This window comes from Marmoricola sp. Leaf446 (genome assembly GCF_001424755.1).
Lineage (GTDB): Bacteria > Actinomycetota > Actinomycetes > Propionibacteriales > Nocardioidaceae > Marmoricola.
The window spans coordinates 1-12,431 of sequence record NZ_LMRF01000003.1; the positions used below are offsets into that span (position 1 = coordinate 1).

Here is a 12,431-nt window from a genome sequence, read left to right on the forward strand (position 1 = left end):
TGCCCGCCGGCGGGGGTCGCGACCTGCTCTTCCATACCTCCATCCAAGCACCGAGCACCGACAGAAACCGGCTCTGACCTGGGGTTTCGTCCGGAATGCGGACGGCGTGCGGAAGTTTCTTGCGGGTGGTCGTCGACCGGGTTGCGGTGGGTCTCGTGACGGTCGCAGAGCGACCTCCTCGACCAGCCGGCGGCGTCGCATGCACCACCTCGTCCGACCGGCACACGCCACGCCACCGGACTCGTCATACGTCCTGGCGGGCCCGACGACCACTCCGCATGACGCACCCCGCGACGTCATGCGAAGCGGTCACCTGGACGACGACGCCGTCTGACGCTCCACCGACCCGCCACCACTTCGTACGACGCACCCACGGGACGTCATACGAGCCGGCCGCCCGGACGACGAGGACGTATGACGCTCGCAGCGACCCAGCGACCCAGCGACCCAGCGACCCACCGGCCGGCGACCCACGCCCCGACCCATCACGGGCACCCCGACGGGCTCGACGGACAGGATCCCCGACGCAGGCGCCAGACGCTAGGTGGCCACGACCAGCCCGGCGACGGCGGCGTTGGCGAGGTTGGCCAGCGACCCGCCCAGCAGCGCGAGCAGCCCGAGGCGGGCGACCTGGGCACGGCGCTCGGGCACCAGCGCGGAGTAGGTGCCGATCTGGATCGCGATCGAGGCCAGGTTGGCGAAGCCGGCCAGGGCGAAGGTCACCACGACGACGGTCACCGGCGAGAGCGAGTCGACCTGGGCGCCGAAGTCGGCGTACGCCACGAACTCGTTGAGGATCGTCTTCTGGCCGATGAAGGACCCCGCCTCCGGGGCCTCCGACCAGGGCACGCCGAGCAGCCAGGCGAGCGGCGCCAGCAGCCAGCCCAGGACGCCCTGGAAGGTCAGGTCGTCGACCCCGACCCAGCTGCCCACTCGCGAGAGCACGGCGTTGAGCATCGCGATCAGCGCCACGAACGCGACGAGCAGCGCCCCGACGGTGACCGCGATCCGGCCGCCCGCCAGCGCGCCCCGCCCGACCGCGTCGATCACGTTGGCCGACTCCTCGTCGCGCACGGTGCGCACGTCGAAGGCGGCCTCCTCGGAGTCGGCGGCCGCCTGCTCGATGGTCGACCAGTCCGGCTCGGGCGTGCTGTCGGGCCAGAGGATCTTGGCCATCAGCAGGCCCGCGGGCGCGTTCATCACGGTGGCCGCGAGGAGGTACTCCAGCGGCGCGCCCAGCAGCGAGTAGCCGACCAGGGTCGAGCCCGCGGCGGCGGCGAAGCCCCCGGTCATCAGGGCGAACAGCTGCGCGGTGCGGATCCGGGCGAGGTACGGCGCCACCATCAGCGGGGCCTCGCTCTGGCCCAGGAAGATCACCGTGGCGGCGTACATCGACTCCACCTTGGTGACGCGCAGCAGCCACGCGATCGCCCCGCCGACCCAGTGCGTCACCCACTGGATCACCCGCAGGTAGAACAGCAGGTAGACGAGCGCGCCGAGGAAGACGATGACCGGCAGCACCTTGAGCGCGAAGATCGGGCTGTCCTCGGGACCGACGTCGAGCAGCGACCCGAAGACGAACCTCGTGCCCTCCTCGGTGAACCCGATCAGCGCTTCCACGCGGCCCGAGACCCAGCGCAGGGCGGCCTCCCCCGGCCCCCACCGGAGCACCAGCAGCGCGAAGGCCACCTGCAGCGCGAGCGCCGCGACGACGGTGCGCACGCTGATCCCCCGGCGATGACGGGAGAACGCGACCGCGACCAGGAGCAGCAGGGCGAGTCCGAGGACCCCTCTGAGGTCGGCCATGGCGCCGATCGTCCCAGCCGTCGGGACTCCTGGGAAGAAAGTCGCCGTCTCGTTCAACGCGGGCGGCGACCGGGACGTAGGTACGGGTGCACGCACCTCCACCGACCCGTAGGAGCCCCACGATGAACCGCACCCGCACCGCAGTGATCACCGCCGGCCTCGTGGCCGCCCTCACCGTCCCGGTGGCCGCCACCAGCGCCGAGGCCGCCCGCAAGCCCCCGGCCCGGCAGGCGATCGGCCTCGTCGGCGGCACCACGCTGGTGCAGTTCCCGGTCTCGCGGGCGAGCAAGGTCAAGCGCCTGGGCTCGATCCAGGGCCTGGCCGGTGACACCGAGGTCGTCGGCATCGACTACCGCGTCCAGGACCGCAAGCTGTACGCCGTGGGCGACCAGGGCGGCATCTACACCCTGGACACCCGGGCCCGGGCCACCAAGGTCAGCCAGCTCAGCGTGGCCCTGTCCGGCACCGCCTTCGGCGTCGACTTCAACCCGGCCGCCGACCGGCTCCGCGTCGTCAGCAACACCGGTCAGAACCTGCGCCACAACCTCGCCGACGACACCACCGTCGTGGACGGCACGCTGACCTACCCGGCGACGCCGACGGCTCCCGCCGCGACGGCGACCGGCGTCGTGGCAGCGGCGTACACCAACAACGACCTGGACCCCGACACGGCGACCACCCTCTACGACCTCGACACCGCGCTCGACCAGGTCGTCACCCAGGTCCCCGCCAACGCCGGCACCCTGGCCGCCACGGGCAAGTTCGGCCTCAACGCCGGGGGCGACGCCGGGTTCGACATCGTCGGCAGCCAGAGCACCGGATACGCCACGATGTCCTTCGCCGGGTCCTACCGTCTGTACAGCGTGGACCTGATCAGCGGCGACGCCGACCGCCGGGGCACCTTCCCCCGGTCGCTGCAGGTCAGCGACATCGCCCTGCCGATCCCGCGCTGACCCCAGGAGCCCCCACCACCGATGGCGTCGACCCGCCACACCCCGCACACCCCCACCTTCTCCCGCGAGGAGGGGGTGCGCGAGGCGTACGCCGCCCACGGCGGCGAGCTCTACCGGTTCGCGCTGCGCGGGCTCGGTGACGCGGGGCTCGCGCAGGACGCGGTGCAGGAGACCTTCCTGCGCGCCTGGCGCGCCCGGGAGCGCTACGACCCCCAGGTCGCCGCGCTGCGCACCTGGTTGTTCGGCATCGCGCGCAACGTCGTGGTCGACCTGCACCGCAACCGCGGCGCCCGCCCCTGGCTGCGCAGCCTGGCCGACCACGAGACGCTCGCCGGGTCGCCCGAGGTCGGGCCCGACGCGTGGGAGGGTCTGGTGCACCGCTGGCTGGTGGAGGAGGCGCTGCGGCGCCTGGGCGAGGACCACCGGGTGGCGCTGGAGCAGACCTACCTGCTGGACCGCCCCTACGACGAGGTGGCGGCCGAGCTGGGCATCCCGGCGAGCACGCTGCGCAGCCGGGTCTTCTACGGCCTCAAGGCGCTGCGCGTGGTGATGGAGGAGATGGAGGTGTCACCGTGAACGAGCACGAACGGCTGCGGACCGACCTGGGCGTCTACGTGCTGGGCCAGCTCGACGAGGCGTCCGCGGCCCGACTGGAGCAGCACCTCGACGGGTGTGCCTCCTGCACCGCAGAGCTCGGCGAGCTGACCCCCGTGGCGGCCGCCCTGGCCGACCTGCGCGTGCGCCCCGCCCCGGCGGCGGGCGACGTGCCCCCGGGTCTGGCCGACCGGGTGGTGGGGGCCGTCGAGCACGCGGCGCGGGCCGAGCGGCGTACGTCGTGGGCGCGGACGGCAGGCGTCGCGGGGGTCGCGGCCGCCCTGGCCCTGGTGCTCTCCCTGGGCGTGCAGAGCCTGCGCAACGACCCCACCCCGACGACGCCGGCAGTGCCCACCGAGGCGGTCGGCGTCCGCGACGAGGCGCCCGGGGTGCAGGCCTCCGCCGCGCTCGTGAACCACACCTGGGGCGTGGAGGTGAAGCTGCGCGCCAGCGGCTTCGAGGACGGCGGGCGCTACCGCGTCGACGTCCTCGGCAGGGGCGGCCGGCGCTACCCGGCCGGTGAGTTCGTGGGCACCGGCGCCCGGGAGATGGACTGCAACCTCAACAGCTCGGTGCTGCGCGACCAGGCGGCCGGCTTCGAGGTCACCGACAGCGACGGCCGGGTGGTCGCCGCCGCGACCTTCGGCTAGGTCACCCGGTCGACGTACGCCCGGAAGCGCGCCTCGTCCCAGCCGCGCGACTCGCGCAGCCCGGTGGCGAGCATCGCGAGGTAGTGCGGCGCCGGCTGCGTGTGCGGCACCGCGTCGATGCCGTGGGGCGAGGTGAAGACCAGCAGCGGCAGCCCCTCCAGCCGCCCCACCTCGAGCAGCGTCTCGTAGCGGCCGGGCCCGACCTCGTGACGACCCTCGAACCCGTCGAGCAGCACCTGCTCGACGGGGTCACCGGCCGCGGGCACGCGGTGCATCTCCTGCGCCGCCACGTCGGCGAACTGGGCGGCGGTCACGAGGTAGGCGCGCGCGGCGGTCGGGCCGCGGTCGGTCGCGTCGTGGTCGTAGAACGCCACTCCCCCGCCCCACTGCGGCGACTCGCCCGCGAAGTAGAGCGCGCCCGGGAGGTCGACCGGCTCGCTGCGCCGCGGCGGGGTGGCGTCGCGAGCGCCGGGGTTGACGCGGCGGCCGCCGGCCGGGACGCCGCCGGCCAGGTAGGCGGCGAGGCGGTCGGCGGCCATGTTGGAGCCGTAGCTGACGTACCAGACGAGGGGTGCTGCGGGCGTGACGGACATCGGCGTCGAGGCTAGCGTCGGCGCCATGGCGGTCCGGGACGGGGAGCAGCTCCACGTCGAGAGCGCCGAGCAGTGGCGCGACTGGCTCGCCGCCCACCACGACCGCGGCACGGGCGTGTGGGTGGTGTGGTGGAAGCGGTCGACGGGTCGCCCGGCTCCGTCGTACGACGACCTGGTGTGCGAGGCCCTGACCCAGGGCTGGATCGACGCCACCTCGAAGGCCCTCGACGAGGAGCGCACGGCGATGTGGTTCACGCACCGCCGGCCGGGCAGCGGCTGGTCGCGGCCCAACAAGCAGCGCCTGTCCCGGTTGCAGGACGAGGGCCGGATGTGTCCGGCCGGTCAGGCGGTCGTCGACGCGGCGGTCGCCGACGGCTCGTGGACGCTCCTCGACGACGTGGAGGACCTCGTCGTGCCCGACGACCTGGCGACGGCCCTGGCCGACCGGGCCGCCCGGCCGACCTGGGACGCGCTGAGCCGCTCGGCCCGCCGGGCCGCGCTGGTCCACCTCGTCGGCGCCAAGCGGCCCGACACCCGCGCCCGCCGCGTCACCGAGGTCGCCGACCGGACCGCGGCGGGCGAGCGTCCGGCGGGGTGATCCGGTTTCCCAGGTGATGAAGGGAAGTCGCCTCCTCGCACACAGAACTGCCTCTCCACACACGACGTGCCGTGTGCGGAGAGGCAGCTCGGGTTCATCACCTGGGAAACCGGCAGGCCCGGCCCCCGGACCGATCAGTCGTGCGCACCCCGCACCACGCGGTCGTGGCGCAGCGAGGTGTTGCGGGTCTCCTTGGCGGCGAGCACGGCGATGATCGTCAGCACCGAGGTGACGGTGATGTAGATGCCGACCGCGAAGGTGTTGGACTCCTCGACCGAGCCGAGCAGCCTCAGCGCCACGATCGGGGCGATCGCGCCGGCCAGGATCGAGGCGAGCTGGTAGCCCACCGAGGCGCCGGTGTAGCGCACCGAGGTGCCGAACAGCTCGGAGAAGAACGCCGCCTGCGGGGCGTACATCAGTCCGTGCAGCATCAGGCCGACGACCACGGCGATGATCAGGTTGCCCTGGGTGCCGCTCTCGACCAGCGGGAAGAAGAAGAACAGCGTCCACACGGCGACGCCGACGGCGCCGGCCAGGTAGAGCGGCTTGCGGCCGACCACGTCGGACACCCCGCCCACGATCGGGATCCACACGAAGTGCACGACCGAGCCGATCAGCAGCGCCTGCAGGATCGGGCCGCGCTCCTGCCCGTCGTACGTCGTGACGAAGGTGATGACGATGATCGTGAAGATGTAGTAGCTGGTGTTCTCGGCCAGGCGCATGCCCATCGCGGAGAAGACCTCGCGGGGGTAGTTCTTGAAGACCTCCAGGATCGGGATGTGGTTGGCCTCCTGCTTCTTCTCCACGATCTCGGCGTGGGCCTCCTTGAAGACCGGGGACTCCTCGATCGACAGGCGCACCCACAGACCGATCAGCACGAGCACGGCGGAGAGCAGGAACGGGATCCGCCAGCCCCACGCCTCGAAGGCGGCGTCGCTCTGGAAGGCCGCGAGCACGAACAGCACGCCGGTGGCGAGCAGGTTGCCCAGCGCCACGCCGGCCTGGGGCCACGACGACCAGAAGCCGCGCTGGCTGTCCTTGCCGTGCTCGGCCGCCATCAGGACCGCGCCGCCCCACTCGCCGCCGACGGCGAAGCCCTGCACCAGCCGGCAGACCAGCAGCAGGATCGGCGCCGCGATGCCGATGGTGGCGTACGTCGGCAGCAGGCCGATCGCGAAGGTCGCGATGCCCATCATCAGCAGCGAGGTGACGAGCATCTTCTTGCGGCCGACCCGGTCGCCGAAGTGGCCGAACACGACGCCGCCGAGCGGTCGGGCGACGAAGCCGAGGGCGTAGGTGCCGAACGCGAGCAGCGTGCCGGTGACCTCGTCGCCCTCGGGGAAGAACAGCACCCCGAAGACGAGGGCGGCGGCGGAGCCGTAGAGGAAGAAGTCGTACCACTCGACGGCCGTGCCGATCAGGCTGGCGAAGACGACCTTGACGATGCCCGGTCCGGGCTTCTCGGTCTGGGGGCTGGTGGCCCCGGTGGTGGGTGCTGACATGGGTGGATCTCCTGTGGTGTGGGCGGTGGTGCGGTGCAGACGGGCGGTGCGGGGTGGGCGGGTCGTGCGGGTGCCGACGCGGGGCGGCCGGCGCTACTGCGCGGTCCAGCCGCCGTCCATGAGGAACGACGAGCCGTTGACCGACTGCGAGCCGGGCCCGCAGAGGTAGGCCACGGTGCGGGCGACCTCGTCGGGCTCGACGAGCCGCTTCACCGGCGTACGGGCGAGCAGGACGGAGTCGAGGACCTCGTCCTCGGGGATGCCGTGGCTGCGCGCCTGGTCGGCGATCTGGCCCTCGACCAGCGGGGTGCGGACGTAGCCGGGGCAGACGGTGTTGCTGGTGACGCCCTTCGCGGCGCCCTCGAGGGCGAGGACCTTGGACAGGCCCTCGAGGCCGTGCTTGGCGCTGACGTAGGCCGACTTGTACGCCGAGGCGCGGTGGCCGTGCACCGAGGAGACGTGGACCAGCCGACCCCACCCCGCGGCGTACATCCCGGGCAGGACGGCACGGGCGAGCAGGAACGGCGCCTGCAGCATGATCCGGTGGATCAGCGCGAACCGGTCGGGGTCGAACTCCTCGACAGGTGCGACGTGTTGGATACCGGCGTTGTTGACGAGCACGTCGATGCCGCGCGAGCCCAGCTCGAGCGCGTCGATCGCGGCCCGGTCGGACAGGTCGGCCACGAGGGCCTCGCCACCGACGGCCTGCGCGGCCTCGGTGGCCTTGTCACCGTCGACGTCGAGCGCAAGGACGGTGGCGCCGTGCTCGGCCAGGGCCTGCGCCACGGCGCGGCCGATGCCGCTGCCCGCGCCGGTGACGAGGGCGGTCCGGCCGGCGAGGTCGGGCCCACCGGGTGTGAGGGAGGTCATGCCCCGGGACGCTACGGCGGGTCACCGCCGCGTGGCGATGTGGTGAGGCACACCATCTGCGGCGATGTGTGTGCTCAGGTCACATCAGGTCGCGCAGCCGGTGCGTCTGTACCGCGAGGTGCACGTCGAGCCGGCGGGCGCCCTGGCGCCAGTCGGCGCCGAGCAGGCGGCCCACCCGGTCCAGCCGCTGGGTGACGGTGTTGGGGTGCACGTGGAGCCGCTCGGCGGTCTCGCGCAGGCCCCCGCTCGCGTCGAGCCAGACCGCCAGCGTCTCGACCAGCCGGGTGTCGCGCTCGGCGTCGTAGCGCAGCAGCGGGCCGATGGTGCGGTCGACGAACTCGTCGACCTCCGCGGGCCCGTTGTCGCCGAGCAGCAGCCGGGCCAGCCCCAGTGCTGCCGGGTCGCCGACCTCGCCGGTGCGGCCCAGGCGGTAGAGCACGCCCAGGGTCCGCCGGGCCTCCCGCCACGCGGCGGCCACCCCGGTCAGCCCGCCCTCGACGTGGCTGACGCCGACCGTGGCACCTCCCAGCCGGTCGCGGAGCTGCTCCCCCAGCGCCACCGGCTCGGCGCGGGCGACGAGCACCACCTGGCCCTCGTGGACCGTCCCGAGCCCGCGCAGCTCGCGGGCGAGGCTGCCGACGACGCGCTGCCCCGCCCGCTCCGAGGCGTGCCGGGCGACGGCCACGGCCAGGTCGCCGTCGACCTCGGCCCCCTGCTGCCGCGCCCGCACCCGCAGCCGCTCCGGGTCCTGCGGCCGGGCCGCCAGCAGGTCGGCGACCAGCTCGCCGCGCACGCGGCTCTCGGCCTCGGCCTCGCTGCGACCGAAGAGCAGCACCATCGCCGTCACCAGCGCCGCCCGCTCCAGGGTGCGCCGCTCGGGCAGCCCCATGGGGCCGTCGGTGCGCAGCACCAGGGTGGCGAGGTGCTCGTCGCCCGCGGTGGCGGCGGCCACCCAGGTGCCCGCGTCGTCGGTGCGGGTGCAGCGTCCGGACGTCCGGGCCCGGGCGACGGCCTCGGCCAGGCCCTCCGGCGGGGCGGCCGGCTGCCCGGCGAGCTGACGGCCGTCCTCGTCGTACGCCTCGACGTGGCCGCCGAGCACCTCGGCCAGCACCTGCCCGACCTCGACCACGCCGCCGCGGTGCAGCAGCACGTCGGTCAGCAGGTCGTGCGCGTGCGCGGCGCGCTCGGTGGCCGCGCCGCGCGCCCGCAGCTCCGCGCTCGCGGCGTCCGCCTCGGCCGCGGCGTCGCGGGCCTGCTGGAACAGCCGGGCGTTCTCGAGCGCCACCGCCGCGTGGGCGGCGAACGAGGTCAGCAGCGTCACCTCCTCGGCCGGGAAGGGCCGCACCCGGCGGTGCACCGCGAGCAGCGCTCCGATGACGGTGCCCTCGACCTCGAGCGGCACCCCGAGGATGGCCCGGATCTGCTCGCCGTCGACGGCGGAGTCGATGTACTGCCGGTGCACGAACCGCTCGTCGGCCTGGTAGTCCTCGGTGAAGTACGGCGCCCCCGCCTGCGCCACCAGCCCGAGCAGCCCGGTCCCGAACGGCAGCCGCAGCGTGCGGAACTCCGGCGTGAGCGCCCCGTCGGTCACCTTCATGTACGACGCCCCGTCGGCCTCGTCGTTGAGCGAGAGGTAGGTCATGTCGGCGCCCAGCAGCTGCCGCGCCCGCCGCACGATCGCGGCCAGGATCGCGTCGAGGTCGCGGATCGCGGTCAGGTCGCGGGCGGTCTCGTAGAGGCCCGACAGCTCGGCCTCCCGGCTGCGTTGCCGCTCCATCTGGTCCCGCACCCGGGCGGCGAGGTCGCGCACCCGCGCCAGCTCGCGCGGCTCGACCTCCCCCTCGGCGCGGGCGAGGGTGGCCTCGAGCTCCTCGCGACCGGCGCCGGCGAGCAGCTGCTCCAGGATGTCGCCGGCCACGTCCACGGCCCCGATCCTGCCAGCGACGCTCGTGGGGCGACGACCCCACGAGCGGGCCCGTAGAATTCGACGGATGTCCACCGCCGCCCCCCGCTCCCTCGCCGACCAGCTGCGCGGCTGGCCCGACGAGCGGCTGGCGGCGCTCCTGGTCGCCCGTCCCGACCTCGCCACCCCCGCGCCGCACGACTCCTCGCAGCTGGCCGCGCGGGTGGTGGTCCGCAGCTCGGTGCTGCGCGCCCTCGACGGCCTCGACCTGCTCGAGCTGACCGTGCTGCAGGCGCTGGTGCAGCAGACCGACCCCCACGACCTGCCCGCGTCCGCCGGGTCGGTCGACGCCGCGCTCGACCGGCTCGACCTGCTGGCGCTGGTGTGGGGCACGCCCCCGCGTCCGGTCACCGTGGTCGCCGACCTGCTCGCCGTGCCCCCCGGTCCGGACGTCGAGCGTGTCCCCGACCTGCTCGCCGACCTCGACCCGCAGGCGCGGGCGATCCTCGACCACCTCGTCACCACCCTGGCCGACGGCCGCTGGAGCGGGCGTCCCGGGCCGACCGCCGACCTCGTCGCCACCGGCCTGCTGGCCCGGCGCGACGAGCGCCACGTCGCGGTCCCGTGGACCGTCCGCCTGGGGTGGTACGCCTCCGCCGAGCACCCGCTCGACGTACCACCCGCCCTGGCGACCTCCGACCGGGGCGCGGCCCTCGTCGACCGGGCCGCCGCCGGCGCCGCCTTCGAGGCCGTACGCCGCACCGAGCTGCTCCTCGACCGCTGGGGGACCCACGCCCCGCCGGCGCTCAAGGGCGGCGGGCTCGGCGTCCGTGAGCTCAAGGCGACCACCGGGCTGCTCCACGTCGAGAGCGACGTCGCCGCCCTCGTCGTCGAGACCGCCGCCGCCGCCGGGCTGCTCGCCCAGGGCATGACCGACGACCTCGACGGGGCCTGGCTGCCGACCGAGGCCTACGACGCCTGGCTGGTCGGCGACGCCGCCCACCGCTGGCTGCGGCTGGCCCGGGCCTGGCTCGACTCGCCACGGCTGGTCTCGCTCGTCGGCGCCCGCATGGCCGACAAGCCCGTCAACGCCCTCTCCCCCGACCTCGAGCGCAGCTGGCTGCGCGACCTGCGCCACGACGTGCTCGCCGAGCTGGCCTCACTGCCGCCGGGCGAGGTGCTGGCCCCGGTCACCGGCGTCCCGTCCCTGGTCGAGCGGCTGCGCTGGCGACGGCCCCGCCGGCCTGCGTCCCGCTGGCAGCAGGTCGCCCCGCTGCTGGCGCAGGCGGCGCTGCTCGGCCTCACCGGGCTCGACGGCCCGCCCACCTACGCGCGCCGGCTGCTCGACGGCGACGAGCAGGGCGAGTTGGTCGACGCCCTCGCCGCGCTGCTGCCGACCCCGGTCGACCAGGTGCTGCTGCAGGCCGACCTCACCGCCGTCGCCCCCGGCCCGCTCGAGCACGACGTCGCCCGCCGGCTGGCGATGGTGGCCGACGTGGAGTCGCGCGGCGGTGCCACCGTCTACCGCTTCGCCGGCTCCTCCGTGCGTCGCGCCTTCGACGCGGGCTGGTCCGCGGCCGAGGTCCACGACTTCGTCGGCAGCGTCTCGCGCACTCCCGTCCCGCAGTCACTGACCTACCTCGTCGACGACGTCTCGCGCCGGTTCGGCACGCTGCGCGCCGGTCGGGCCGAGTCGTTCCTGCGCAGCGACGACGAGACCGCACTCACCGAGCTGCTCCACGCCCCCGGCGCGGCGACGCTCCGGCTGCGCCGGCTCGCCCCCACGGTGCTGGTCTCCGACGTCGCGCTCGGCACGCTGCTCCCCCGGCTGCGCGAGCTCGGCCTGGCGCCGGTCGTCGAGGCCGCCGACGGCACCGTCCAAGTCGCCCGCCCCGACGTCTACCGCGCCCGCGCCCCGCGCCGCGGCTCCCCTCCGGCGGTCCGCACCGCCGCCCGCACCGGCGCCGTCGTCGCGGCCGTCCGCTCCGGCGACCGCACCACCCGCACCCGCGCCGAGCGCACCCTGAGCGCCTCCACCCCCGCCGAGGTGATCGCCCTGCTCCGCGAGGCCGTCGAGACCCGCGGCGAGCTGGTCATCGGCTACGTCGGCAACGACGGCACCGTCGCCGAGCGCGTCGTCACGCCGGTGCGCGTCGAGGGCGGCCAGCTCACGGCGTACGACGAGCGCAGCGACGCCGACCGCACCTTCGCCGTCCACCGCATCACCGCCGTCACCCGGCAGCCGGGGTAGGGGCTGCTGATTCCCCGGACGTCCGGGGAATCTGGTGCTTGGCAGGCGTCGCGATGCCTGCCGAGGTGACGAAAAGCCTGCCCACCCCGATGAGTACGCCGACCCGCGCCGGTCGACACCACCATGATCGACCTGACCCCCACCACCGACCGCACCGCTGCCGTGGCCACCGCGGTGGGTGACGAGCACCTCGACCGACCCACCCCCGCGGGGACCGTGCAGCAGGTGCTCAACCACCTGCTCGGCCTCGCGATCGCCTTCCGCGACGCCGCGGCCAAGCTGGACGGGCCGACGACGAGCACGCCCCCCGCCCCGGTCGACGACCCGCTGCCCGACGACTGGCGCGAGCAGGTGCCCGCCGCACTGGCCGGTCTCGCCGCCGCGTGGCGGGACCCGGCCTCCTGGACCGGGATGACCAGGGCCGGCGGGGTCGACCTGCCGGGCGAGGTGGCCGGGCTGGTGGCGCTCGACGAGGTGCTGCTGCACGGGCACGACCTCGCCGCCGCCACCGGGCAGGCCTACGAGCCGACCGACGCCGAGTGCGACGCCGTGCTGCCCATCGTCTCGCCGTCGGAGGGGGTCCCCGACGGGTCCGACCGGGGCGGGCTGTTCGGGCCGGTCGTCGCCGTGCCCGACGGGGCGGCGTACTTCGACCGCGTGCTGGGCCTCTCCGGTCGCACGCCCCGCACGCCCCCTCCGTAGGCTCGAGCG

Annotated in this window: 11 protein-coding genes; 6 read left to right on the forward strand and 5 right to left on the reverse strand. The window is 74.6% G+C overall.

Going from position 1 to position 12,431, the window contains the following annotated elements; all coding sequences use genetic code 11:
* Window positions 1–540: 540 nt before the first annotated feature.
* Entirely contained in the window at window positions 541–1,806 is a 1,266-nt protein-coding gene (locus ASG49_RS10405) for a NupC/NupG family nucleoside CNT transporter (protein ID WP_056541349.1), read from the reverse strand.
* A gap of 122 nt (window positions 1,807–1,928) precedes the next feature.
* Here ASG49_RS10405 and ASG49_RS10410 point away from each other — a divergent pair, with 122 nt between their 5' ends.
* Genes ASG49_RS10410 through ASG49_RS10420 form a run of 3 tightly spaced genes read left to right on the forward strand, consistent with a single transcriptional unit; the run spans window position 1,929 to window position 4,003 of the window.
* Window positions 1,929–2,759, forward strand: coding sequence for a DUF4394 domain-containing protein (locus tag ASG49_RS10410; protein ID WP_056541354.1), 831 nt, complete (start codon window positions 1,929–1,931; stop codon window positions 2,757–2,759).
* Between the two features lie 21 nt (window positions 2,760–2,780).
* Window positions 2,781–3,335, forward strand: coding sequence for a sigma-70 family RNA polymerase sigma factor (locus tag ASG49_RS10415; RefSeq protein WP_056541357.1), 555 nt, complete (start codon window positions 2,781–2,783; stop codon window positions 3,333–3,335).
* A complete protein-coding gene (locus ASG49_RS10420; protein WP_056541360.1) occupies window positions 3,332–4,003 on the forward strand; it encodes an anti-sigma factor in 672 nt (223 codons plus the stop codon). The genes ASG49_RS10415 and ASG49_RS10420 overlap by 4 nt, the downstream gene beginning before the upstream one ends.
* Here ASG49_RS10420 and ASG49_RS10425 read toward each other — a convergent pair.
* Window positions 4,000–4,596 carry a hypothetical protein gene (locus ASG49_RS10425; protein ID WP_056541363.1) on the reverse strand — a complete coding sequence of 199 codons (597 nt, stop codon included), beginning with the start codon at window positions 4,594–4,596 and terminating at the stop codon, window positions 4,000–4,002. The two genes, ASG49_RS10420 and ASG49_RS10425, sit on opposite strands and share 4 nt — an antisense overlap.
* 25 nt (window positions 4,597–4,621) lie before the next feature.
* Here ASG49_RS10425 and ASG49_RS10430 point away from each other — a divergent pair, with 25 nt between their 5' ends.
* The gene (locus ASG49_RS10430; RefSeq protein ID WP_056541366.1) at window positions 4,622–5,194 is read left to right on the forward strand and encodes a YdeI family protein; all 573 of its coding nucleotides are present in this window, start codon (window positions 4,622–4,624) and stop codon (window positions 5,192–5,194) included.
* A gap of 134 nt (window positions 5,195–5,328) precedes the next feature.
* Here the strand turns inward: ASG49_RS10430 and ASG49_RS10435 are convergent, their stop codons facing one another.
* The 3 genes from ASG49_RS10435 to ASG49_RS10445 form a co-directional block, all read right to left on the reverse strand.
* Complete coding sequence (locus ASG49_RS10435; RefSeq protein ID WP_056541369.1) at window positions 5,329–6,696, reverse strand: MFS transporter; 1,368 nt, start codon at window positions 6,694–6,696, stop codon at window positions 5,329–5,331.
* A 93-nt stretch (window positions 6,697–6,789) separates the two neighbouring features.
* Window positions 6,790–7,566, reverse strand: coding sequence for a 3-hydroxybutyrate dehydrogenase (locus ASG49_RS10440; RefSeq protein WP_056541372.1), 777 nt, complete (start codon window positions 7,564–7,566; stop codon window positions 6,790–6,792).
* A gap of 79 nt (window positions 7,567–7,645) precedes the next feature.
* Window positions 7,646–9,490 carry a GAF domain-containing protein gene (locus ASG49_RS10445; RefSeq protein WP_056541374.1) on the reverse strand — a complete coding sequence of 615 codons (1,845 nt, stop codon included), beginning with the start codon at window positions 9,488–9,490 and terminating at the stop codon, window positions 7,646–7,648.
* A 67-nt stretch (window positions 9,491–9,557) separates the two neighbouring features.
* Between ASG49_RS10445 and ASG49_RS10450 the strand changes: the two genes are divergently transcribed.
* On the forward strand, window positions 9,558–11,720 hold the full coding sequence (locus ASG49_RS10450; RefSeq protein ID WP_056541376.1) for a helicase-associated domain-containing protein: 2,163 nt from the start codon (window positions 9,558–9,560) through the stop codon (window positions 11,718–11,720).
* Window positions 11,721–11,843: 123 nt separating this feature from the next.
* Complete coding sequence (locus ASG49_RS10455; protein ID WP_056541379.1) at window positions 11,844–12,422, forward strand: TIGR03086 family metal-binding protein; 579 nt, start codon at window positions 11,844–11,846, stop codon at window positions 12,420–12,422.
* Window positions 12,423–12,431: the final 9 nt, after the last annotated feature.

Coding starts and splice junctions, on each gene's coding strand:
- ASG49_RS10410 (WP_056541354.1), top strand. CDS start 1,929: ATGAACCGCACCCGCACCGCAGTGATCACCGCCGGCCTCGTGGCCGCC.
- ASG49_RS10455 (WP_056541379.1), top strand. CDS start 11,844: ATGATCGACCTGACCCCCACCACCGACCGCACCGCTGCCGTGGCCACC.
- ASG49_RS10425 (WP_056541363.1), bottom strand. CDS start 4,596: ATGTCCGTCACGCCCGCAGCACCCCTCGTCTGGTACGTCAGCTACGGC.
- ASG49_RS10450 (WP_056541376.1), top strand. CDS start 9,558: ATGTCCACCGCCGCCCCCCGCTCCCTCGCCGACCAGCTGCGCGGCTGG.
- ASG49_RS10405 (WP_056541349.1), bottom strand. CDS start 1,806: ATGGCCGACCTCAGAGGGGTCCTCGGACTCGCCCTGCTGCTCCTGGTC.
- ASG49_RS10430 (WP_056541366.1), top strand. CDS start 4,622: ATGGCGGTCCGGGACGGGGAGCAGCTCCACGTCGAGAGCGCCGAGCAG.
- ASG49_RS10415 (WP_056541357.1), top strand. CDS start 2,781: ATGGCGTCGACCCGCCACACCCCGCACACCCCCACCTTCTCCCGCGAG.
- ASG49_RS10435 (WP_056541369.1), bottom strand. CDS start 6,696: ATGTCAGCACCCACCACCGGGGCCACCAGCCCCCAGACCGAGAAGCCC.
- ASG49_RS10440 (WP_056541372.1), bottom strand. CDS start 7,566: ATGACCTCCCTCACACCCGGTGGGCCCGACCTCGCCGGCCGGACCGCC.